19 protein-coding genes and 2 pseudogenes are annotated in these 22,261 nt (G+C 59.7%); 12 read left to right on the plus strand and 9 right to left on the minus strand.

Going from position 1 to position 22,261, the window contains the following annotated elements; genetic code table 11:
- The first annotated feature begins 37 nt into the window (after positions 1-37).
- Genes FHK95_RS08085 through FHK95_RS08095 form a run of 3 tightly spaced genes read left to right on the plus strand, consistent with a single transcriptional unit; the run spans position 38 to position 3,621 of the window.
- Positions 38-1,486 (plus strand): TrkH family potassium uptake protein, encoded by a 1,449-nt coding sequence (locus FHK95_RS08085; RefSeq protein ID WP_150304082.1) that lies wholly within the window; start codon positions 38-40, stop codon positions 1,484-1,486.
- Between the two features lie 3 nt (positions 1,487-1,489).
- Positions 1,490-2,935, plus strand: a complete 1,446-nt coding sequence (locus FHK95_RS08090; RefSeq protein ID WP_150304083.1) for a sensor histidine kinase — start codon at positions 1,490-1,492, stop codon at positions 2,933-2,935.
- A complete protein-coding gene (locus FHK95_RS08095; RefSeq protein WP_150304084.1) occupies positions 2,932-3,621 on the plus strand; it encodes a response regulator in 690 nt (229 codons plus the stop codon). Before FHK95_RS08090 ends, FHK95_RS08095 begins: the two co-directional genes overlap by 4 nt.
- Before the next feature lie 4 nt (positions 3,622-3,625).
- Here FHK95_RS08095 and FHK95_RS08100 read toward each other — a convergent pair whose 3' ends face one another.
- The gene (locus FHK95_RS08100) at positions 3,626-4,348 is read right to left on the minus strand and encodes a murein L,D-transpeptidase catalytic domain family protein (protein WP_150304085.1); all 723 of its coding nucleotides are present in this window, start codon (positions 4,346-4,348) and stop codon (positions 3,626-3,628) included.
- 197 nt (positions 4,349-4,545) lie between these two features.
- Here FHK95_RS08100 and FHK95_RS08105 point away from each other — a divergent pair, with 197 nt between their 5' ends.
- Positions 4,546-6,231 carry a L,D-transpeptidase family protein gene (locus FHK95_RS08105; protein WP_178114741.1) on the plus strand — a complete coding sequence of 562 codons (1,686 nt, stop codon included), beginning with the start codon at positions 4,546-4,548 and terminating at the stop codon, positions 6,229-6,231.
- A gap of 39 nt (positions 6,232-6,270) precedes the next feature.
- On the opposite strand, the gene FHK95_RS08110 is transcribed toward FHK95_RS08105, so the two are convergent.
- The gene (locus tag FHK95_RS08110) at positions 6,271-6,882 is read right to left on the minus strand and encodes a TetR/AcrR family transcriptional regulator (RefSeq protein WP_150304087.1); all 612 of its coding nucleotides are present in this window, start codon (positions 6,880-6,882) and stop codon (positions 6,271-6,273) included.
- Positions 6,883-6,978: 96 nt separating this feature from the next.
- On the opposite strand from FHK95_RS08110, the gene FHK95_RS08115 reads away from it, so the two are divergent.
- From FHK95_RS08115 to wrbA, 3 genes are all read left to right on the plus strand, one after another.
- Positions 6,979-8,454, plus strand: a complete 1,476-nt coding sequence (locus FHK95_RS08115) for a flavin-containing monooxygenase (protein WP_235906736.1) — start codon at positions 6,979-6,981, stop codon at positions 8,452-8,454.
- Positions 8,455-8,470: 16 nt separating this feature from the next.
- Positions 8,471-9,304, plus strand: a complete 834-nt coding sequence (locus FHK95_RS08120) for an SDR family NAD(P)-dependent oxidoreductase (RefSeq protein ID WP_150304088.1) — start codon at positions 8,471-8,473, stop codon at positions 9,302-9,304.
- A 100-nt stretch (positions 9,305-9,404) separates the two neighbouring features.
- Complete coding sequence (gene wrbA, locus FHK95_RS08125; RefSeq protein WP_150304089.1) at positions 9,405-10,004, plus strand: NAD(P)H:quinone oxidoreductase; 600 nt, start codon at positions 9,405-9,407, stop codon at positions 10,002-10,004.
- Between the two features lie 33 nt (positions 10,005-10,037).
- Here wrbA and FHK95_RS08130 read toward each other — a convergent pair whose 3' ends face one another.
- From FHK95_RS08130 to FHK95_RS08145, 4 genes are all read right to left on the minus strand, one after another.
- Positions 10,038-10,424: a septal ring lytic transglycosylase RlpA family protein gene (locus tag FHK95_RS08130; protein ID WP_206668554.1), complete on the minus strand. Its 387-nt coding sequence runs from the start codon at positions 10,422-10,424 to the stop codon at positions 10,038-10,040.
- 452 nt (positions 10,425-10,876) lie between these two features.
- Positions 10,877-12,154: an MFS transporter gene (locus tag FHK95_RS08135; RefSeq protein ID WP_150304090.1), complete on the minus strand. Its 1,278-nt coding sequence runs from the start codon at positions 12,152-12,154 to the stop codon at positions 10,877-10,879.
- Positions 12,155-12,261: 107 nt separating this feature from the next.
- Entirely contained in the window at positions 12,262-13,416 is a 1,155-nt protein-coding gene (locus tag FHK95_RS08140) for an acyl-CoA dehydrogenase family protein (RefSeq protein ID WP_150304091.1), read from the minus strand.
- Positions 13,417-13,478: 62 nt separating this feature from the next.
- Positions 13,479-14,315: an IclR family transcriptional regulator gene (locus FHK95_RS08145; protein ID WP_150304092.1), complete on the minus strand. Its 837-nt coding sequence runs from the start codon at positions 14,313-14,315 to the stop codon at positions 13,479-13,481.
- A gap of 398 nt (positions 14,316-14,713) precedes the next feature.
- Here FHK95_RS08145 and FHK95_RS08150 point away from each other — a divergent pair, with 398 nt between their 5' ends.
- Positions 14,714-15,952 carry a CaiB/BaiF CoA transferase family protein gene (locus FHK95_RS08150; RefSeq protein ID WP_150304093.1) on the plus strand — a complete coding sequence of 413 codons (1,239 nt, stop codon included), beginning with the start codon at positions 14,714-14,716 and terminating at the stop codon, positions 15,950-15,952.
- Here the strand turns inward: FHK95_RS08150 and FHK95_RS08155 are convergent.
- A complete protein-coding gene (locus FHK95_RS08155; RefSeq protein WP_150304094.1) occupies positions 15,949-17,235 on the minus strand; it encodes a D-serine ammonia-lyase in 1,287 nt (428 codons plus the stop codon). The two genes, FHK95_RS08150 and FHK95_RS08155, sit on opposite strands and share 4 nt — an antisense overlap.
- Before the next feature lie 107 nt (positions 17,236-17,342).
- Between FHK95_RS08155 and FHK95_RS08160 the strand changes: the two genes are divergently transcribed.
- Together FHK95_RS08160 and FHK95_RS08165 are read left to right on the plus strand one after the other, a co-directional pair.
- A complete protein-coding gene (locus FHK95_RS08160; protein ID WP_150304095.1) occupies positions 17,343-17,519 on the plus strand; it encodes a DUF2897 family protein in 177 nt (58 codons plus the stop codon).
- A gap of 45 nt (positions 17,520-17,564) precedes the next feature.
- The gene (locus FHK95_RS08165; RefSeq protein ID WP_150304096.1) at positions 17,565-18,095 is read left to right on the plus strand and encodes a DUF2058 domain-containing protein; all 531 of its coding nucleotides are present in this window, start codon (positions 17,565-17,567) and stop codon (positions 18,093-18,095) included.
- An 86-nt stretch (positions 18,096-18,181) separates the two neighbouring features.
- Here the strand turns inward: FHK95_RS08165 and rloA3 are convergent, their stop codons facing one another.
- The gene (gene rloA3 / locus FHK95_RS08170) at positions 18,182-18,862 is read right to left on the minus strand and encodes a retropepsin-like aspartic peptidase RloA3 (RefSeq protein WP_235906737.1); all 681 of its coding nucleotides are present in this window, start codon (positions 18,860-18,862) and stop codon (positions 18,182-18,184) included.
- Positions 18,863-19,139: 277 nt separating this feature from the next.
- Between rloA3 and FHK95_RS20445 the strand changes: the two are divergent.
- Both FHK95_RS20445 and FHK95_RS20450 read left to right on the plus strand, forming a co-directional pair.
- A pseudogene (locus tag FHK95_RS20445) lies at positions 19,140-19,925 on the plus strand (cache domain-containing protein); the annotation flags it as partial.
- 264 nt (positions 19,926-20,189) lie between these two features.
- A pseudogene (locus tag FHK95_RS20450) lies at positions 20,190-20,780 on the plus strand (methyl-accepting chemotaxis protein); the annotation flags it as partial.
- A gap of 546 nt (positions 20,781-21,326) precedes the next feature.
- On the opposite strand, the gene FHK95_RS08180 reads toward FHK95_RS20450, so the two are convergent.
- On the minus strand, positions 21,327-22,178 hold the full coding sequence (locus tag FHK95_RS08180) for a flagellar protein MotY (RefSeq protein WP_150304098.1): 852 nt from the start codon (positions 22,176-22,178) through the stop codon (positions 21,327-21,329).
- Positions 22,179-22,261 lie beyond the last annotated feature (83 nt).

A 22,261-nucleotide genomic window follows, 5' to 3' on the forward strand; every position in this document is an offset into this window, starting at 1 on the left:
CGCACGCTAGCCTTGCGGCATCTGATTCGAGGTGTCGATGCTCCGGTTTATCCGCCCGGTTATATACGTTTGTGGCTTTTTGGTGCTGATCCTCGCCGGAATGATGCTGGCGGTGGGAGTATTCGCCTGGAGCCGTCGCGACCCGGAAACTCAGGTATTTCTCATTTGCGCAGCCATCGCTGCTGTTTCTGGCGCGGTGATGGTGCTCAGCTGTCGGCGCGCGCAGTTCAACCTCATCGCACGACAGCTGTACCTACTGACCAGCCTGAGCTGGGTCATTATGTCTTTGGTTGGGGCGCTGCCGCTGATATTCAGTCATTCCAACCTGTCCCTCACTGATGCCCTGTTCGAGGCAGTATCCGGGATCACCACTACCGGATCGACCGTGCTGTCAGGCCTGGAACACCGGCCAGCGAGCCTTCTTCTATGGCGCTCGTTGCTGCAATGGCTGGGTGGGCTGGGCGTGATCGGCATGGCGGTGTCGATCCTCCCCTTTCTGCGGGTCGGCGGAATGCGCCTGTTTCACACGGAGTCGTCCGACTGGAGCGACAAGTCCGTCCCGCGCCTCCAGTCTCTCGCTCGCCTACTTCTGGGGACCTATTTCGGCATCAGCGTCGCATGCATACTCAGCTATTGGGCAGCAGGCATGAGCCTGTTCGACGCCATCAATCATGCCATGACCACCGTATCAACGGGCGGCTACGCCACCGATGATCGATCGATGGGCCGGTTTAGCCATGGCATCCTATGGATCGCTTCACTGTTCATGTTGCTCGGAGCCCTGCCGTTCACCATGATCATTACCTTCCTGCGTCGCCCTGCAATGGACACCTTGAAAAACCAGCAAGCGATCGGCCTGGTTTTCATCATCGGCACAGTCAGCCTGATGCTCACCGGCGTGCTCATCTACCAGCATCAATACGAACCGTTCGAGGCGCTGACCCACGCCACCTTCAATCTCGTGTCGGTCATTACCACTACCGGTTATGCCTCGACCGACTACCTGGGATGGGGTGCCTTCAGCGTCGCGCTGTTCTTTCTGGTGATGTTTATCGGCGGTTGCTCCGGCTCCACCAGCGGTGGCATGAAGGTTTTCCGGTTTCAGCTCAGCTACCTGTTTTTGCGAACACAGATCAGAAAACTGGTGCATCCCAGCGGGGTCTTCATCACGCAGTACAATGGCCGACGGGTACAGGACGAGATCATCCAGTCCGCCGTAGCGTTCTCGTTCCTGTTTTTCCTGGCACTGGCGGTCATTACGCTACTGCTTGCCCTACTGGGGCTGGATTTGCTGACCAGCGTGAGCGCCAGCGCTACAGCCCTGACCAATGTCGGTCCAGGAGTAGGCGAGATCATCGGGCCAGCCGGCAACTTCGCTACGCTCCCCGCTGCTGCGAAATGGTTGTTATGCTTCGCTATGTTGCTGGGTCGTCTGGAGTTGCTCACGCTGATGGTTCTTTTCACGCCCATATTCTGGCGCGGTTAAACGATGACTAGACTTATTCGTCCGCATCCGTGGCTGACGCGTTCATTGCCTGTGGTGATGCCGCTACTCGCGACACTGGTCTCGCTGGGGTTGGCGCCGCTGATTCCCAGCGCTGATCTGGCGATGATCTATCTGGCTGGAGTGCTGATCACAGCGCTATACAGCCGCGTGCGGCCAGCGCTGGTCTGCGCGCTATTGAGCTTTTTGGCCTATAACTTCTTTCTTACCGAGCCCCATTATTCACTGCAGATGTTCCATAGCGATGACGTGCTGACGGCGTTGCTATTGGTCATGGTGGCCATAACCACCGGGCATCTGGCTGCACGACTGAATGAGAAAGTGACTGCGCTGAGCGACTCACAACGCTGGAATGAGCAGCAGATGATCTGTGCACGGGCACTGTCAGTGTGCGTCGATCCCCCAATGGTGATGCACGTATTCGCCGAACAGCTGCGCGACGCCTTCTCTTGTGATGTTATCGATATGACCGACGACTCCGCGCCGCCGACCGATACGCTGGAGCAAGGTATCGGCTGGCAGGCTGGCGACACGGCGATAACCTTCTGGTTCTGCAATCCAGGCGGCCAGCTACAGCGCAAGCTATGCATGCCGCGCCCGCTGGGGCTGCGTCAGGAGTCTGTTGGCATCCAGGTCGAAACGTTGGCTAGCCTCGCTCGGCTAGCCTGGAACCGTGTCATGCTCGCCGAATCCCTACGTCAGGAAACGCTGGTCAAAGAGCGAGAACAGCTGCGCTCAGCATTGCTGTCGTCTATTTCCCATGATCTGCGCACCCCCTTGTCGACCATGATCGGATCAGTATCCAGTCTGATCGATTTGGCCGAAGCGCTGGATCCGGACCTACGTGCTGAACTCCTGACCAACACCTTGAGCGAAGCAATGCGCCTGGACCGGTATATTCAGAAATTGCTCGACATGACTCGGCTCGGCCACGGCGAGCTAGCGCTCGATCGGGACTGGGTGGGCGTGGACGACATCCTCAGCGTGGTATTACGCCGACTTCGTCCATTGCAAGGCGATATCGATGTGCAGCTGCACATGGCGGATGACTTACCTCTGCTGCACGTACACCCGGCCTTGATTGAACAGGCGGTATTCAATGTGCTGGAAAACGCGATGCGTTTTTCCCCCAAAGCCGGAGTAATTGAAATCGCGGTCAGCGGCGAATCGGGCTGGACCTATCTGGATGTATCAGACGCAGGACCTGGCATCGACACCGCTGTTCACGAAGCCGTATTCGATATGTTTCATACCTTCAGCCATGGCGACCAATACGCGACCGGCACCGGTCTGGGACTGGCAATCTGCAGAGGCATACTCGGCGCTCATGGCGGGACTGTGCAGGTCCGGCACAGTGCGCCGGGGCACGGCACCACATTCCGTCTCAGCCTGCCCTTCACTCGACCTGAACACAGCGAGGCTCGCGCATGACGCGAATCCTGGTTATTGACGACGAACCTCAAATTCGACGCTTTCTCACCATCTGCCTGGGTTCACAGGGTTATCAGATCATTGAAGCGGCTGATGCCCGCACCGGGCTCCAGCAGAGCGCATTGCATGAACCCGACCTGATAGTCATGGACCTGGGGTTACCCGATATGGACGGCCAGGCATTGTTAAGTGACCTACGTGGTTTCTATCGGGGGCCAGTAATTGTGCTGTCGGTTCGCAACAGCGAGCGAGACAAAGTCACGGCGCTGGACAATGGCGCAAACGATTACGTTGAAAAGCCCTTCGGTGCCAACGAGCTGCTGGCGCGGATTCGTTCGGTGCTACGGACCTTCGCCAGCATTGATGTGCCGCCTACAGGGTTCGATGATGGTCATCTGAAGGTAGATCTGCAGACCCACCGGGTGAGTCTGGGCGGCGCGGATATCCACCTGTCGCGCAAGGAGTTCGAGCTATTACGCTGCTTTATTGCCCATCCAGGGCGAATCGTCACCCAACAACAGCTACTGAAAGAAATCTGGGGACCGCACCACAGCCACGATACGCATTACCTGCGTATATTCGTCGGCCGTTTGCGGGCCAAGTTACAGGATAATCCCACCGCGCCGCGTTATATCGAAACCGAAGCTGGGGTCGGTTATCGATTCATGGGCGGCGTGGAGCGCTGATTAGTCAGTCGGCGCGAGCGATCAGATCACCCTTTTTGCGCGGCGGGCAGTTGAGGTATTCAGATGTCGCCAGCCAGTGCTCATCCGGGTAATAGGAGAACATAAACTGGCCCCCTTTGAGGCTGTCGACCACCATGCTGGCGATCTCCGGCCTGACCGCAGGACATCCCTGACTACGGCCGATGCGGCCCTGTCGGGTGATCCAGTCAGGGTCCACGTAGTCGGCGGGATGAATAACGATGGCCCGCTGGCGTGCCAGATCGTTTATGCCGGATTCAAGCCCATCCATACGCAGCGAATAGCCATGCTTGCCGAAATAGCTTTCCTGCGTGCGGAACAATCCAATGCTCGACTGGTGACTGCCCTCGATATTCGAAAAGGCCTCAGCGTAGTTATCACCTGAGCCCTGCCCGTGGGCGACAAGGTCTTCCAGCAGCAATTCACGGGTATCGAGATCGAAAATCCACAGCCGGCGCTCAGAGGAAGGTAACGAGAAATCGACAACCGCCAGCCGGCTGGCGGGCGCAGCGCCATGGGTAACGGCGCATTCCATGGCGGTAACGGCTTTTCTGAGCACCTGACGATCAAGCTGAGGAGCTGCCTGATTCAGTTGAGTCAGCAGTGAGCCAGGTGTGGTGGGTGCTGCAGTCGACGCATGGCTGTAGCCAGCGCCAAGGCCGAGGCAGAGCGCGGCGAGTACGCCAGTGCGGCGCCAGAATGTTAGCATCTGTAAGATCCCCAGGCTCCGAAATGCGGAGCGAAATAAGGCGGCAAGCACAACGGGCGGTGAAAACTGTGTACTATCAACCGCCTTCCAATGAACCAACAAATCCTTTTATAGCCTAAAACTACGGCACAGCTGTGTTGCAGGACGACCGCCGGATATGCCGGTTCGCACTGCAAACGATGCCGGGAGAGTACCTGTTGCTCAAGAAATGTACAGTGTTTTGCCTGACATCCCTGGCTGTCCTGGCCGGTCCTCTGCTGGCAGATTCGCCACCGGCCGAGGCGGTCCACATCGTCTCCGACATCCCGGTCCGCCACTTCTCTGAAGGCTGTACGGGCGTTGCAGCGCTGCGCACGCTGGACGTCCATAGTGCACTGGGTGATATCTACCAACACAGCGACTACCGCCCAATCTGGACAAATTCCCGACGAATGGACTCGCTGCGGACGGAACTGAGGCAGCTGTCCAACGATGGGTTGATCCCCGCTGACTATGCCTACGCGTTGCACGCTCCTGTTCCTGCTGACCTATGTGATGACCTGCGAATCACCAGTGAATACCTGTTGGCATTGGAGCATTTGCGTTTCGGGCGCTTTGTGCAGAACGAACATGAGCCGGTGTGGCTCGCACCTGGTCAGCCGCCGCGTCTCGGTCCGACGCTGCTCGAGTTGGCAGTCGATGCGCTCGACGACCCGCGTGCAGCCTTCGAGCGCGCGCGCCCTGCGCTACCGCTGTACAGGCAATTGCGCGCCGCCTATGCCGCGCTGCCTGATCGGCCGCTCGATTTTCTACCTATTCCGGCGGGCCCGACCCTCAAGCCCGGACAGAACGATCCGCGTCTGCCGCAACTGGCGCAGCGGCTGATCGCAAAAGGCTATTTGCAGGAACTGTCCTGGCAACGCATACGCGCGCAGCCGCTGCGGTATGACGCAGCGCTGGAGCAGGCAGTGCGGGCCTTCCAGGCGGATCACGCTCTGGAGACAGACGGCCTGGTCGGTCGTCAGACGCTAGCCGCCCTCAATGTGACTGCCTCCGAGCGCAAGCAGCAGGTGCGTATCAATCTGGAACGACTGCGTTGGCTGAGCGCCCTGCGCGACGAGTATGTCGTGCTGGTGAATTCCGCCGGCGGCGATATACGGCTATATCGCGGACAGGATCGGGTCTGGGCATCCCGCGTTCAGGTGGGGACCAAGGCACGACAAACACCTTTGCTGGTGTCGCGCATCAATCGCCTGACGCTGAACCCGAGCTGGACCATCCCGCCCACTATATTGCGCGAGGATAAGTTGCCGGAGATCCGCAAGGATCCTGCGTATCTGCAAGCGCATGACCTGCATGTGCTGGACTATTCCGGGCGGTATCTGAATCCGCTGGATATCGACTGGAATAATCCCCGAGGCGTCATGCTGCGGATGGCGCCAGGCCCGAAGAATCCGCTTGGGCGCATGGTGTTCCGTTTCCCCAACCCCTTCTCCGTTTACCTGCACGATACACCCAGCCAGCACCTGTTCAGCCGGGCAGCACGCACGGTCAGCTCCGGCTGCGTGCGCGTGCAGTCGGCGGGCGATCTTGCCGATCGGCTGGTGGCGGAGATGGGTGAGGCTCAGCAACAACGGATCCAGGGGCTGCTGGATCGCGGACGGACCTACGAGCTCTCCGTGCCCGACGGGCCGCAATTGATCCTCAGCTACTGGACGACCGAGGTCAACGCGGCTGGCCGACTGATTCACATGCCTGATCCCTATGACCTGGACCCCGCGCTCATGGCCGTGTTCCAACAGGCCGACGCAGCCGCTACAGCAAAAATGCGAGCACCGCACAGCACACAGCCACGGGACGTTGGCCGGAGTGAAGACAGCCTGTTCGAGACTATCCTTCAGTAGTCAGGGCTACGACTAACAATCCTGCGCGGCTACGGCTGATCAGTCGCGCTGCATGGCAGCGCTCAGTTTGAACGCGGTATTGGCCACGACCTCGGTGGGCTGACGATAGCCGCTCGCCATCCAGTGCAGCGCGATATGAATGACGCCGCCCATCACGCCGGCGTGCAGGAGTTCGTCAGGCTGTTGATCGGGGCGAGCGACCACCCGCGTCAGATCCCGATTCATCTCCTGCAGCGCGCGGATTATGGCTTGGTCCACCGCCGGACTGATGCCACGAATCTCCACCAGCAGCAGATTGGCGATCAGCGGGCGCGCCTTGAGCGCCTGGTAATACGCCAGCAACATGGCTCTGCCCCGCTCCAGTCGATCCGGACCAGCCCTCTCTGCCGCGCTGGTGATCTCTTCGCGCAACGCCGTCGCTGCCTGCTCATAGCAGGCGATGAGCAGCTCATCGCTGTGCGAAAAGGATTCGTAGAAATAGCGCTGCGTCAGCCCCGCCGCATCACAGACCTGCTTGACGCTGGAATGGCGGTAACCATTGCGGCCGTATACCTCGCTTGCGGCGTCGACCAGTTGTTGACGGCGTTGCGCCTGCCGGGCCTCGATGGCAGAACCGCGGTAGCGACGGGTGGGAAGAATAGGTGTATTCATCGAATCCAATATGAGCGAGCCTGAACTGACAATCTGTATTGCCAAATCATAAGTGACAATTTAGATTGTCACCACCGCTCTTGATGGCAGATCAAAGTGAACTCACAACAAATACAATCTCCGTCCACCCCCTATGATGTGCTGATCATTGGTGCCGGCCTGTCCGGCATCGGCGCCGCCCGCGCCTTGACCAGCCAGTGCCCGGACAAGCGCTACGCCATTCTCGAGGCGCGGCAAGCCATTGGCGGTACCTGGGATCTGTTCCGGTATCCGGGCGTTCGCTCCGATTCCGATATGTATACGCTGAGCTATAGCTTCAAGCCCTGGCGGCATCGCAAGGCGATAGCCGATGGGCCTGACATCAAGCGCTACATCGAGGAAACCGCCGAGGAAGGCGACATTACCCGGCATATCCGCTTCGGTCACAAGGTCACAGCAGCGGCCTGGTCCAGCGAAGAGGCTTGCTGGACGCTCACGGTGCTGGTCAGCCAAGCCGAGGGTCAACCGCAGGAAATAACCCTACAGGCCCGCTTGTTATCGCTCTGCGTGGGCTATTACAGCTACGTCGAAGGCTACCGTCCGAGCTTTGCCAATGAAGCCGCATTTGAAGGTCAGATCATCCATCCACAGTTCTGGCCAACCGATCTGGATTACGCAGGCAAGCGCGTGGTGGTGATCGGTAGCGGCGCCACGGCGGTTACCCTGGTGCCGGCGCTGGCCAAAACAGCTGCGCATGTGACCATGCTGCAGCGCTCGCCCAGCTACGTTGTATCGCGCCCGCTGCAGGACAATATCGCGCAGCGGCTGCAGAAGTGGCTGCCGATGCCCGCCGCCCATGCGCTGACGCGCTGGAAGAACGTGCTGGTCGGCAGCTTTTTCTACCGCATCGCGCGTAAAAAACCCGAAATGTTCAAACAGCGGATTCTGCAGATGGCCAGCGATGAACTGGGTCCATCGGTGGATATCCGGCATTTCACGCCGAGCTACAATCCCTGGGACCAGCGCGTGTGCGCCGTGCCCGATGGCGACCTGTTTCGCGACCTGCGATCCGGCCGTGCCTCTGTGGTGACGGACAGCATCGATCAGTTCACCCCGACCGGCATTCGCCTGGCCTCTGGCGAAGAAATCCAGGCAGACATTATTGTCACCGCCACCGGCCTGAAGATGAACGCGCTGGGCGACATGACCCTAACGGTCGATGGCCAAAGCGTGCAGCCCGGCCAGAGCATGGCCTACAAAGGCATGATGCTCAGCGACATACCCAATCTCATCCTCACCTTCGGCTATACCAACTCGTCGTGGACGCTGAAAGCCGAGCTCACCGCCAACTACACCTGCCGTCTGCTGCGCTATATGGACCGCAAGGGGTACCGCATGGCGGTGCCGCGGCGCGATCCACAGGTGCAGGAGGCGCCGTTCATCGATTTCACCTCCGGTTATGTCCGGCGCGCTGCCGGTCTGTTGCCCAAGCAGGGTGACCGCAAACCCTGGCAGGTGTACCAGAACTACACGCAGGACAAGCTCACCATTCAATACGGCCGTATCGATGACGGCGTGATGCAGTTTCAATAACAAGGACGATACCTTCATGCACATCCAGCATTCAGTGGCTGTACTCACCGGCGCCGGCAGTGGCATTGGCCGCGCGGTAGCCCAGTCACTCGCGCGCCGGGGCTGTCATCTGGCGCTGATCGATATCAATGCCGAGGGGTTGGCCGAAACCGTCAGACTGGCGCGCGCAGAGGGGGTAACGGTCAGCGAGCATGTGCTGGATGTGGCCAGCCGGGACCAGATCGCCGCCCTGCCCCAGGCGGTATTGGCCGAACATCACCAGGTGGACATTCTGATCAACAACGCTGGCGTGGCGTTAGGCGGACATTTCCATCAGGTGTCCGAAGCGGATTTCGACTGGCTGATGGCAATCAACTTCGAGGCGGTGGTGCGCATGACCCGCGTGTTTCTGCCGTTCATGCAGCAACGCCCGCAGGCGCGGCTGGTGAACGTGTCCAGTCTGTTCGGGCTGATTACACCCGCCGGGCAGACAGCCTACTGCGCCAGCAAATTCGCCGTGCGGGGTTTCTCGAACGCGCTGCGGCTGGAATTGCAGGGCAGCAATGTTGGGGTGACCGTTGTGCATCCCGGCGGTATTGCCACCGCCATCGCAACCAGCGCACGGTTATCGGCGGACATTCCCCAGGACATCGCCGCCCGCAACCTCAAGCATGCACAGAAGCTCCTGCGCATGCCCCCGGAACGGGCCGCCGACATCATCGTGCGCGGTATCGAGCGCGACAAACCGCGGGTTCTGGTCGGTAACGATGCGCGTATTTTGTCGTGGATTGAACGCCTGCTGCCGGTGAGCTATTGGCGTCTGGTGCCCGGTCTGGCCAAGCAGTCGGAACGACCAACCGGTAACGCTTGAGGCTGTGCGGGAATTAAACGCATCCATCCGGAGCAGGTTGCCCGGCAGCCTTCTACACTGGCTAAGGATATTTTCAGCCTAAGAACAGGAGGAATTCCGGATGGCCAAGATACTGGTGCTGTACTACTCAATGTACGGCCACATCGAAACACTGGCGAACGCCGTTGCAGACGGCGCGCGCAAAGTCGGTGGCGCGGAGGTGACGATCAGGCGCGTACCCGAAACCATGCCCGAGGAAGCATTCAAAAAGGCCGGTGGCAAGATGAATCAGGCCGCGTCGGAGGCAACGATTGCCGAACTGGCCGACTACGATGCCATCATCGTCGGCACCCCTACCCGGTTCGGTAACATGACCGGACAGATGCGCACCTTCTTCGATCAGACCGGTGGCCACTGGGTCAGCGGCGCGCTGCGTGGCAAGGTCGCCAGTGTTTTTACCTCTACAGGGACCGGCGGCGGCGAGGAGATGACCATTACCAGCACCTGGACCACCCTCGCCCACCACGGGATGATCATCGTGCCGCTCGGCTATGGCGCACCGGAGCTGTTCGACATCTCTGAAGTGCGGGGCGGCGGGCCCTACGGCGCAGCGACCATCGCCGGCGGTGACGGCTCGCGGCAACCAAGCGCAGCGGAACTATCGGTTGCGCAGTATCAGGGCGAGTTGGTTGCGGATATCACTACAAAGCTGACCCGCTAAGAGGCTGCACAACTTGAAGACAGTCGGCCGCAGCTAGCGCAGCACCTCTATTTTCACATCCAACAAACCGGCGGAGGTGCTGCCGATGCGGGCGAAGGCGGATTTCGACAGATCGATGACGCGTCCCCTGACAAAGGGCCCGCGGTCATTGATTTTGACCACAACGCTCTTGCCGTTACCCGTGTTGGTTACTCTAACCCTTGATCCAAAGGGCAGCTTGCGATGGGCGGCCGTGCTCACACCATGCTTATATCGCTCTCCGCTGGCCGTTGTGCGGCCCTGGAACTTGTCTGCATAGAACGAGGCCTGGCCAGATTGTTTGTAGCCGATCCAGTCACCAGAGCTGCCTGACGGCGAAGCACCACAACCGCTCAGCGCCAGGACCACCACACCAAAACATATCCATTTCAACATGTTCATAGTTTAGCTCGTTTGAATAAGGGAAGCGCCCCGGGCCGCATTCGGGCTCACACATCAGGCTTAAGACGCTGCAGGATCTGGCGTAGCGCAGGCGCACTACACCCCCAGGCAGCTCTCGCGATGCACCGATACTAACGGCTGGGCATCCAGCAGTCTGCAACGCGCATAAAAAACCGGAGCCAGGCTCCGGTTTTTATCAAGACTTGGCGACGAGGCCGAACGCGGCTCAAGCCGCACGCCAACCCCAGGAAAACCCGCGCTACGCACGGCCCTCCTGGGGGTGTAGCGCGCCTGCGCTACGCCAAGCCGACAGCCACACCGGACCCGCATTTGTGAAGCCGAACGGGCCGCGACGCTAAGCGAACCCCTGGCGGCGCGTCCGAACGCGGCCCGAGCCGCACGCCAACCCCAGGAAAACCCGCGCTACGCCAATCTCACTGATGCCAGCCAGATCACTGACTCTGCGGATCGTACTGCTTGTCCTTGATGAACAGCGCCGGGATAACACCACAGATGAAGTACGCTGCGCCCATCACCAGGAAGCCCATACCGATGGAATACTGGGTCGCCAGGAAGCCAATGGCTGCCGGGGCTATCGCTGCGCCGATACGACCGATGTTGTAGGCGCCACCGACTGCAGTGCCGCGGTACTGCGCCGCGAAACTCTCGGTCATGTAGGTCGCGTTCACGCCGTAGGGAATGCCATACAGGAAGCCGAACACCACCAGCATCCACAGGATATGTTCCGGGCTGTGGTAGAGCACGATCAGCGGCAGGAACAGCGCCGTGCCCATCGCACCGAAGACGTACACAACCCGACGGCCGAACCGATCAGCGGCCACGCCCGCCAGGATCTTGCCCAGAATCATCGCCGAGTAGGTCCCGACCAGATAGGCCGTCATGGACTTGAAGTTCATCGCCAGCTCGGTTTCCAGATAGGCAGGCAACCAGTTGTTCACACCGTAGTAACCGAATTGCAGGAAGCCGGCGGTCAGACACCAGAAGATGAACATGCTGCGCGCGCGCGGATCGCCGAAGATCATCTTGTAGGCGCTCTCGCGTTGCTCCGGCTGCTTGTGATCGCGCAGGTCAGCGGCGTCCTTGTTGGCGCGCTCGGCCTTGGCCTTGACCCAGGCAGGCGGCTCCGGAACCAGGCGCTGCATCACGATAGCCAGCGTCACAGGAATGATGGCGACAAAGAACAGGTAGCGCCAACCATAGGTCGGCAGTAACCAGCCGGCCAGCAAGGTGGCGACGATGTAGCCCACTGACCAGCCAGCCTGCAGCGTGCCCAGCACCGTGGTGCGAAAGCGGGTCGGCACATATTCAGCCATCAGGGTATTACAGGCGACGTAGAGCGCGCCGAGCCCGAGGGATGATATGAAACGGAACACCGCGAACTGCCAATAGTTCTGGGTAAAACCCAGTGCGCAGGTGCCGATCGAGAACAGCACAATGGTCCAGACCACGGTCTTGACCCGGCCAAAGCGGTCGCAGGCCCAGCCGCCATAGATGCCACCAATGGCCATGCCGGCCAGGGTAAAGCTGCCGAGGCTGCCTGCCTGCATGTTGGTCAGGCCAAACTCTTGCTTGAGGCTGGTCAGGCTGTATGACAGCAACATGAGATCTGCGCCATCGATCAGCAGACCCAGGAAGCAGAAGATAAAAACGATAATCCATATGTTGTTCTTGACCGGCGCGGCAACGGCGGTCTGAGCGGTAGAATGCATAAACGTACCCGGTGATTGAGGGACAGGCCCTCTACTAGCTGATGGTATGTGTGGGCTCGCTGACGATTCGCCGCAACCAAAGGCGAATCGCCAACCGGCCCAGAGGGTTAGCCTTCAATATCGCGGATCATGTTGCGGGCGATGATCACTTGCTGGATCTGGGTGGTCCCTTCGTACAGGCGGAACAGACGCACGTCGCGGTAGAAACGCTCGATGGCGTACTCGCTGATATAACCGGCGCCGCCATGGATCTGCACCCCACGGTCAGCCACCCGGCCACACATCTCGGTGGCGAACATCTTGGCGCAGGAGGCTTCGGTGCTGATATTCAGCCCCTCGTCACGCTTGCGTGCGGCGTCCAGCACCATGCAGCGCGCGGCATAGATATCCGCCTTGCTGTCGGCGAGCATGCCCTGGATCAGCTGGAAATCAGCGATACGCTGACCGAACTGCTTGCGCTCGACGGCATAGCGCAGCGAATCATTCAGCATGCGCTCGGAGGCGCCGACTGACAGCGCGGCGATGTGCAGGCGACCCTTGTCCAGCACCTTCATGGCGGTCTTGAAGCCTACGCCTTCCTTGCCACCGATCAGGTTGCCGGCGGGAACCCGGACGTTTTCAAAGATCACATCCGCAGTGTGCGCGCCCTTCTGCCCCATTTTCTGGTCCGGCTTGCCAATGGTCAGGCCAGGCGTGCCGCGCTCGACGATGAACGAGCTGATACCGCCAGCGCCCCTGATCTCGGGATTGGTACGCGCCATCACAGTGAAAATGCCGGCATGCGGCGCGTTGGTGATGAAGCGCTTGGTGCCGTTCAGTACGTAGAAGTCGCCATCACGCACCGCGGTGGTTTTCAGCGACGCCGCGTCGGAACCCGAATCAGGCTCGGTCAGACAAAACGAACTCAGATACTCGCCGGCAGCCAGTTTGGGCAGATAGTGGGCTTTCTGCTCCTCGGTGCCATCCAGCAGGATGCCGATCGAACCGATACCGTTATTGGTGCCGATGTACGAACGAAATGCGGGTGAGGTACGGCCCAGCTCGAAAGCAATGCTGACCTCTTCTTCCATGGTCACACCCAGACCACCAAACTCTTCGGGGATGGTCAGACCGAACAGACCCATGGCCTTCATCTGTTCAACGATGTCGGCGGGGATCTGGTCGGTTTCCGCCACTTCGTTCTCACGCGGGATCAGCTCCTGGGTAACAAACTGATTGATGGAATCAAGCAGAATACTCAGCGTTTCCGGATCACGAATCATATGTTTCTCCTCATTGGCCTGCATGCAGGCTGGTTATCCACACTACGTAACCCGGACCGTGGTCAGCGGGTAGCGGATCCTATGTTGCTTACCATGTTCACCAGACGGGGTCCGATGTCGTCTTCCAACTTGTCCTGCGGCAAATGGAAGCTCGGGCCGCCGCAGTTGAATGCCAGCAGGCCGTGCTCCGCATGCAGCATCGGCACAGCGACTGCGTTGATATCCCGATGCCACTCGCCGATGGACAGGCAATAACCAAAATCCGCGTAATCACGGAACGAGCGCTCCAGTGACCGGCGCGTGGACGGCCACTGATCGCCCATGCTGCCGCGCAAGTGATCCATCAGAAAATCGCGCTCCGGTTCGGGCATGGCGGCCAGCGTGGCCCGGCCCATGGAGGTCAGGCAGATCGGCAGATAGGTGCCGATATGACGCCGCGTGCTCATGTTTGCCTTACCGTAGGCGACATCCAGATAGACCATTTGCAGCCTGTCGCGGGCGGCCATGGCCACGGATGCCTCCGAGTAGGCAGCCATCTCTTCCATTAGCGGGTGCGCCGTCGCGCGGACCGACAGATTCGATAACAGCGCATAGCCAAAGCCCATCACCCCCACATCCAGCTGGTATCTCCCGGTCTGCGGCTGCCGCTTGAGGCAACCGAGACGCATCAGCGTGTGCGTCAGGCGGGTGACGGTGGCCTTGGGCAAACCGGTCTTGTTCACCAGATCCTGATTCCCCAACAGCGTTTCCCGCGGGTTGAAGCAGCGCAGGATCTCCACACCTCGGGCCAGGGCAGTGACCAGATGACGATCCTTGGCCTCGTCCTCGGGGGCATTCATCGGGTCCAGCATCTGACTTTCGATACTGTTGGATTTGGCGTTGTTATCGGCTTCGCTCATGGCTTTCGCTTACTCCGGCAGGGGCGCATGTTAGCGCCAGTTTTAATCTGATTTCAACAAAACAAAACATAGTACTGCACAGTGGAACTGGCAGTCGAACTGAACTGAATTCTGTTCCGCGATGCAGAAGCCACATGGGCTCTATCCTTCCTGACACAGACGGGCTTCCGTTTCAGAGACTTTACTCCGCCCCCTCTGGAAACTATGATCTGCGTCACATTTTCAGTACCTAGTACTGCACAGCGGAACAGGCACTTCAGACTCCCTCGACGGAGTTATCCACCTCGCCAGGCTATCGCAACGCAGCATCGCGCTTTAGTGTTGGCAGCAGGGCGATATAGAACTGTTCCGAGACACAGAGGTTGGCTGCGGTCGGCCGTTACACGACGGGAAAAGATATGGGTGCGCTGACAGGTATACGAGTACTGGACCTGAGCCGAGTACTGGCAGGACCCTGGTGCGGCCAGATCCTGGCGGATCTTGGCGCCGAGGTGATCAAGGTTGAACGTCCGCGCACTGGCGACGACACCCGCGGCTGGGGCCCACCCTGGATGAAGGACCCGCAGGACGAATGGACCGCAGAAGCCTCCTATTACCAGTCAGCCAACCGAGGCAAGCGCTCGATTGCGATTGACCTGGCCAGCGCCGAAGGACAGGAACTGATCCGCGCGCTGGTTCTGGACTGTGACGTGCTGATTGAGAACTACAAGGCCGGTTCGCTGGGCAAATACGGCCTGGACTACCCGACACTGGCCGAGCTCAATCCGCGGCTGGTGTATTGCTCCATCACCGGATTTGGCCAGACCGGGCCCCGCGCCGAAGAACCCGGTTATGACTTCATCATCCAGGGCATGGGCGGTCTGATGAGCATCACCGGCGAGCGTGACGACCTGCCTGGAGGTGGCCCGCAGAAAACCGGCGTGGCCTTTGCCGACCTGACCACCGGCCTGTATTCCACCATCGCGATTCAGGCTGCGCTGATCAATCGGGAAAAAACCGGCCTCGGTCAGCATTGCGACATGGCCTTGCTGGATGTCCAGGTAGCCGCGCTGGCCAACCAGAGCATGAATTATCTGGCCTCCGGCAAAGTACCTGGCCGTTATGGCAACGCCCACGCCAATATCGTGCCCTACCAGGTATTCAGTGCGGCCGACCGGGATTTCATTATCGCCTGCGGTAACGACAGCCAGTTCATCGCCCTGTGTAACGCCATCGGTCTGCCTGAGCTGCTCAGCGATCCACGCTTTACGCGCAACGCCGACCGGGTCAAGCACCGCAGTGAAATCGTTGAGATTCTGTCTGCGCATTTTCTCGGCGGCACGGCGGACGAGTGGGTCAGCAAGATTCATCCGGTGAAAGTACCGGTCGGGGCGATCAACAATATCGCCCAGGCGCTGGACGAGCCGCAGGTCAAGGCGCGCGACATGCTGGTCAAGATCCCGCACCCGCTCAATCCGGACTTCACCATGGTGGCCAGCCCGCTCAAGCTGTCAGGCTCACCGGTTGAATATCACCGCCCCGCCCCGCTGCTGGGACAGGACACCGATGACGTATTACGTGAGCGACTGAATCTGACCGCCGAGCAGCTGGCTAGCCTTAAACAGCAGGGCGTAATCGAGCAGTCGAAGCAGGGCTAATCCGCCAGCCAGCGCTGATAGACCGAGTCTGGCACCAGCCCTCCCCCGGTACTCCACAGCACGTGCGTGGCGCTGGCCGGATCGACCTTGTGCGCTGCACACCATTGCTGGCCAACTGTTGAGTCGGCCAGCCATCCGGGTCCGGCAAACCCGGCGGTGGCGGAGGGCTCAAGCTTTTCGCCGAGCAGCTTGCCGGCGAGCGTCAGGTACTCACGCAGCGCCGCATCCTCTACTGTGAACACGCCGGCCAGACGATCCTGCATGCAGGCTGTGGCCAGCAGCGACGCCTGCCCCACCGCCAACCCATCGGCCAGGGTCTTGTTATCCAGACCAATGTCATACACCGACAGTGGCGCGGTACTGCCTGAAGCAAGTTGCACCAGCACGCTGGGCGAATGCACCGGCTCGGCGAACCAGCAGTGCACCCGGTCGCCAAATATCAGTTTCAAACCATAGGCAATGCCGCCCGGGGCGCCGCCCACACCGCAGGGCAGATAAACGATCAGGGGCTGCTCCGGAGAGACCTCGATATGCTGCCGCTCCAGCTGCGCGGCGAGGCGTCTGCCCGCCACGGCGTAACCGGTGAACAGGGATGCCGAATGTTCATCATCGACAAAGTGCGAGTGTTGGTCGGCTTCGGCAATGGCGAGCCCGGCTGTCACTGCGCTGGCGTAATCGCCGTCGTGCTCGATGACCTCCACGCCGCGCTCGCGCAGCAACTGCTTTTTCCATTCGCTGGCATCATTGGACATGTGCACTTCGGCACGAAACCCGAGGGCGCGGGATAAAAGCCCAACACTGATACCGAGATTGCCGGTGCTGCCGACTACCAGCCGGTATTGGCCGAACTTTTTTCGCCACGCGGGGCTGCCCAGGTCTGCGAAGGATTGGCCATCCCAGCCCAGTTGCCTGGCGGTGCGCTCTGCAAATTCGAGCACCTCATGGAAGCCGCCACGTGCCTTCACCGAGCCGGCCAACGGCAGTTGATGATCAGCCTTGAGCAACCAGCGACCCGAGCCATCCAGTGCATCGCGTAATTTGTCCGCGGGTAACAGCGGTGACTCGATCAGGCCTTCGGGATGCTCAAGCTCGGGGATTCGCCGCGCAAGCAACGGGCCGGCCCGTTTCAAACGCTCTGCTGCCGCATCAACGTCGGCCGGGCTGATCGGGTCTGGCTGAAGGCGCCGCCCAGGGTTCACCCACAGCAGTGGCTGCAACGCTTGCAAGCGCCGCAGCAGGTCGGGCGGCAGCGCAAACTCGGCTTGCTTGCTATCTTCTATCATGGAACCTCTGAATATGACTGCGCGTGGGCAGGTTGTTTTTGTTGGGCAACAGACCCCAGGGCTCTTTTCAGTCATCATAGTTGCAAATTCGCAAGAGGAGCACGCACATGCCTATCATCGGCTGGATTTTCGTTGCCATCGCCGTGGCCACCCTGCTCGGCACCCTCTATATGTTGCGCAAGACGGCAAACAAGATGCCGATTGATCCTGAAACGATGAAACGCATTCAGGCGCGCAAGGCAGAAATGGAAGCGCAGGAAGCACGCGAAAAGAACCGCGATTAACGCTAGAATGGCCGATTAACAGTCTTAAGCAGGTAGCCCTACAGCATGGTCAATTCCCTACAAGCCCAATTGCTCAAGGCCGGTCTGGTCGACGAGAAAAAGCTGAAGCAGGCCCAACGCGCCAAGAAGAAAGCCGCCAAGAACGAGCCGGAAAAGGTTTACGACACTGCCGCGGCGGTGGAAAAAGCGCGGGCTGAAAAGGCTGAGCGTGACCGCCAGCTGAATGAGCAGCGCAAGCTGGAGAGTGCTCGCAAGGAGAGCGAAGCGCAGGTCAAGCAGATCATCGAGCAGGCGAAGATCGACCGAACCGGCGGCGAGACGCCCTACCAGTTCGCCAGCAAGAACAAGATCAAGAAGATTCACGTTACCGCTGAGCAGTTCGATCAACTCAGCCGGGGCAAGCTCGGCATAGTGCGTCTGTCAGGCAAGTTCGAATTGATCCCGGTGGAGATTGCACAGAAGGTCATGGAGCGGGCCCCGCACTGGCCCGTGGTCATCGCCAAGGTTGAAGCCGACAAGCCAGCCGAAGATGACCCCTACGCCGCGTTTCAGGTGCCCGACGACCTGATGTGGTAAGCACGCTGGATAATAGGCTCTAACGACATGCGGCGTGCTTGATTGCACGCAGCGGTTACTGTGGGCTGATCAGCCTGTCAGTCGAATCAATCCTCGTCTTCGTCCTCGGTCTCTTCCGGTTCCTTCATCTTGCTGTCATCGACCAGGGATTCATCGCGCTTCATGCGTTTCTGCTTCTCGCGCTCTTCCTCGCCTGCGTCGGTGGGGCAATCGAGCGGCAACAGGAACGTCTGCGATACATCGATCAAACCAATGTGTTCGATGGTGCGACGGCCAATCAATACCGGATAGGTCATGTCGCCGCGGTCACGCAGGGAAAACTGCTCTTCATAGACCCGGTCACCCATACAGATCGACATCTTCACCACTGGACGCCGCTCCTTACCACCGGCACCGCGTACCACCACCCGGCGATACACCGGACGTTCGAACTCCAGGCGTACCAGCTCATCGGTGTCTGCATCTTCCACCGGCACATCGTAGCGGACCCATTCCTTGCCCTTGCGGGTAAAGGTTTCGATGTTCACCGCATGCATCGACGACGTCAGCGCGCCGGAATCCACCTTGATCTTCACAGCTGTCAGCTCCGGCAGGATCTGGCCTTTCTCAATCCAGCCCACGACTACCTGCCCGCCGAGTTGTTCTGACTGGGCGCCGCTCTCGGCGTCATCTTCCATGACTTCGGGTTCGGCGTAAGCAGGGTTGCCCAGCGCCAGTGTGGCCGCGAGACACGCCGCGACGGAGAGTGCTTTGGTCGATAACCGCATAAAGGATCCTAAGGAGTGACAACAGAGGAGGTAGACAGAAGAATCGTATAAAAGTCCCAACTGCCGCGATTCTATATTATTTCTGAGAACTGCAAAGCAATGAGAGACGAAGCGCGAGCTTTACCGCTGCCTTTGCCCGGCTCATTCAAAGGCAGCGCCTGCGACAAAATGCCTCCAGATATTTCGCCAACCGCCGATACAGTGGGTATGCCCAACGTAACGGGCGCGATTTGCCCACCAAGAGCCACCATGCAGGGAGCGCAGGATTATGAAATTGATGCGAACACTCAGGATTAATCAGCGGATCTGGTTGATCCTCATTGTTGCGCTAATCAGCCTGGCGCTGCTTTCGCTTAGCAGCTTGCTCAGCATCAAGGAAGAGCTACGTCAGGCGGAAATCACCAAGGCCAGCCATCTGGTCGACACCGCGCATGACCTGCTGGCGCACTATCACGGCAAACAGCTGAGCGGAGAACTGAGCGAACAGGCTGCGCGCCAGCAAGCCCTTGAGGCGCTGCGAGGGCTACGCTACGCCGGACAGGAATATTTCTGGGTAAATGACCTGAACAACGTGATGATCATGCACCCCATGGCGCCGCAAACCGAAGGGATCGATCTGTCCAGCATGGTCAGCCCCAATGGCGAACCCAATGTCATCGTCGAGATGACCAATAAAGTGCGCGAGCAGGGCTCGGCCTATCACGAATACTCCTGGGTACGTCCGGGTAGCGTGCCCGGCGAAGACGAGGGCCTGGACAAGATTGCCGCGTTCAAGCATTTCGAGCCCTGGAACTACATGGTTGGAACAGGCGTGTTCGTTGCCGACATGGAGGCGCGCTTCATCAGCGAAATCAAGAAGTTGATGAGTTTCGTCGTAATTATTACCGCCCTGATGGCGAGCACCCTGTATGTCATCGGTCGCAGCATCGCCAAGCCGCTGGACCAGGTGGTCCGGGCCATGCGCGACATTGCCAGCGGAGAAGCCGACCTGACGCGCCGCCTGGATGATGATGCGCGTGATGAGGTCGGCATGATCGCCCGCCATTTCAACGCCTTTACCGCCAATCTCCGGGACATCGTCATCCAACTGGGCGACAACGCCCAGCAGCTCAGCAGTGCCGGCCAGCAGCTCGATCGCATCAGCGGCGGCAGTCTCGACGGCATGACCAGGCAATCCGAGCGCATGGAACTCATGGCGACGGCCATCAACGAGATCACCTACGGCGTGCATGATGTTGCGCAGAACGCCAGCTCTGCGGCGCAGGAAGTAGAGAAAGCCAGCGATGGCGCCAGCAACGGTCAGGTGCAGGTCAACAAAACCATCGAACAGATAGATCACCTGTCAGCAAGCATCTCCATCGCCGTGCAGCACATGCAGACATTGTCCAACGATGCCCGGGAGATCACCGCGGTGCTCGACGTAATCCGCAACATCGCCGAGCAAACCAACCTGCTGGCACTCAACGCGGCCATCGAAGCGGCCCGTGCCGGCGAAACCGGACGCGGCTTTGCAGTGGTTGCCGACGAGGTGCGCAATCTGGCGCAACGCAGCCAGAAGTCCACCGAGGAAATCAACACCATGATTACCAGGCTGCAGAACAATACGCAGACCGTGGTCGACGTGATCAACGACAGCAGCCGCTATTCTGCACTGAGCGTGGAGCAGGTTAACCACGCAGGCGCAGCCCTGACGCAGATATCCTCATCCATGGAACACATGGTCGCCCTCAACGCCTCGATCGCTAGCGCTACCACGCAACAGTCAACGGTTGTGGAAGACGTCAATCGCAACGTGACCGAAGTCGCCACCCTAGCCCGCGAAGCCACCGATGGCGCCCGGGAAACCGCCCAGGCCAGCCAACATCTGACCAGGATTAGTCAGCAGATTGATCTATTGGTGGGACGCTTCAAAGTGTGAATCCCCCCTGGGGGTGTAGCGCCCTGGTCCGCACTCGGGCGCTACGCCTAATTCCCCAGCAGCGCTAAACCCTGTCGGCGCGTCCGAACGCGGCCCGAGACGCTCGCCGACCCCAGGAAACCCGCCTCAGGGCTGAACCACCCTGGGGGTGTAGCGCGCCTGCGCTACGCCAGGATTGAACCAACGCACAAGCCACAACCAACACCGGAACTCGCCACTCGCACTGAACCACCCCGTCGGCGAGCAGGCGCTCACCAACCCCAGGAAACCCGCCTCAGGGCTGAACCACCCTGGGGGTGTAGCGCGCCTGCGCTACGCCAGGGTCCGATCAACGCACAATGCAAAAGACCAAACGCAAAACCGCCTCAGCCCTTATCCAACGCCACCAGAACCCGTCGATTGCGCTCCCTACCCGCCTGCGTTCGATTATCCGCAATCGGATAACGCCCTCCATGAAAGCGCACCTTGATCATGTCGCGATCAACGCCATGCTCAACCAGATACNCCGATCAACGCACAATGCAAAAGACCAAACGCAAAACCGCCTCAGCCCTTATCCAACGCCACCAGAACCCGTCGATTGCGCTCCCTACCCGCCTGCGTTCGATTATCCGCAATCGGATAACGCCCTCCATGAAAGCGCACCTTGATCATGTCGCGATCAACGCCATGCTCAACCAGATACGCCTGCACCACTAAAGCACGCTGTCTGGACAACTCATGATTGGAGAGCCGGTCGCCGACGTTGTCGGAGTGGCCGTTAACCTCGATTGCCTTGATGCCCGGATCGGCTTCCAGATAGGCCAGTACCACATCGAGAAATGCGCGGGCCTGTTGATCCAGTGTCCGCGCGCCGCTGGCAAAACGTATCGGCGTCGTCGCTATCTGATCGATATTCATCGGTAGCAGACCAGCAATGCATTGCTGGAAATCCACTTGGGCCTGTTGATATCCAACGCTGGAAACTACCACCCGCACGGAGGCCGCGGAGCCGGCCCAACCGCTACGCTGAATGGTCGGGTGCAAGCCGCCAGCCAGACCAGCGAGCATCTGACCCGCCTGCTGATAGGGCACAGACATGACGGCGCCCTGCTGCACCACGGCTTCACCGAGATAGCGCTCAGCGCTGCCATGGCGCCAGGGTGGAACGCCGTTATATAAGGACGCAGAGCCTGGCCGCATGAGGCTGTCCCACGCCTTGAGCTGGAACGTGGGCTGCTCACCCGCACGGCGCACGAATGCCGCTTCGCCGTAGCCAGTCACCGTCTGGCTCAACCGGCACTCGAACTGATCTCCTTCGACGGCCCACTGCACGTCTTCCATACGCGTCTCGAAGGTCGTCGCCAGCGCCGGCAAGGCCAGCCCAATCAGCGGTACAGCCAGATACAATCGAACCACGTAAATCTCCGGACGATAAGCTTTCCATTGCGTTTTACATCGGCCGCGTCAGCTGAAACTTTACCCACGCTCAAGATCGGGTA

Source organism: Pseudomonas saliphila, from assembly GCF_008638345.1.
GTDB lineage: Bacteria > Pseudomonadota > Gammaproteobacteria > Pseudomonadales > Pseudomonadaceae > Halopseudomonas > Halopseudomonas saliphila.

Bases quoted from the DNA above. Each gene is read 5' to 3' on its own strand.
- FHK95_RS08155 (WP_150304094.1), bottom strand. From the start codon at position 17,235: ATGATAGAAGATAGCAAGCAAGCCGAGTTTGCGCTGCCGCCCGACCTG.
- FHK95_RS08130 (WP_206668554.1), bottom strand. From the start codon at position 10,424: ATGAACATGTTGAAATGGATATGTTTTGGTGTGGTGGTCCTGGCGCTG.
- FHK95_RS08165 (WP_150304096.1), top strand. From the start codon at position 17,565: ATGGTCAATTCCCTACAAGCCCAATTGCTCAAGGCCGGTCTGGTCGAC.
- FHK95_RS08085 (WP_150304082.1), top strand. From the start codon at position 38: ATGCTCCGGTTTATCCGCCCGGTTATATACGTTTGTGGCTTTTTGGTG.
- FHK95_RS08135 (WP_150304090.1), bottom strand. From the start codon at position 12,154: ATGCATTCTACCGCTCAGACCGCCGTTGCCGCGCCGGTCAAGAACAAC.
- FHK95_RS08095 (WP_150304084.1), top strand. From the start codon at position 2,932: ATGACGCGAATCCTGGTTATTGACGACGAACCTCAAATTCGACGCTTT.
- FHK95_RS08160 (WP_150304095.1), top strand. From the start codon at position 17,343: ATGCCTATCATCGGCTGGATTTTCGTTGCCATCGCCGTGGCCACCCTG.
- FHK95_RS08120 (WP_150304088.1), top strand. From the start codon at position 8,471: ATGCACATCCAGCATTCAGTGGCTGTACTCACCGGCGCCGGCAGTGGC.
- FHK95_RS08110 (WP_150304087.1), bottom strand. From the start codon at position 6,882: ATGAATACACCTATTCTTCCCACCCGTCGCTACCGCGGTTCTGCCATC.
- FHK95_RS08090 (WP_150304083.1), top strand. From the start codon at position 1,490: ATGACTAGACTTATTCGTCCGCATCCGTGGCTGACGCGTTCATTGCCT.
- rloA3 (WP_235906737.1), bottom strand. From the start codon at position 18,862: ATGCGGTTATCGACCAAAGCACTCTCCGTCGCGGCGTGTCTCGCGGCC.
- wrbA (WP_150304089.1), top strand. From the start codon at position 9,405: ATGGCCAAGATACTGGTGCTGTACTACTCAATGTACGGCCACATCGAA.
- FHK95_RS08150 (WP_150304093.1), top strand. From the start codon at position 14,714: ATGGGTGCGCTGACAGGTATACGAGTACTGGACCTGAGCCGAGTACTG.
- FHK95_RS08145 (WP_150304092.1), bottom strand. From the start codon at position 14,315: ATGAGCGAAGCCGATAACAACGCCAAATCCAACAGTATCGAAAGTCAG.
- FHK95_RS08140 (WP_150304091.1), bottom strand. From the start codon at position 13,416: ATGATTCGTGATCCGGAAACGCTGAGTATTCTGCTTGATTCCATCAAT.
- FHK95_RS08100 (WP_150304085.1), bottom strand. From the start codon at position 4,348: ATGCTAACATTCTGGCGCCGCACTGGCGTACTCGCCGCGCTCTGCCTC.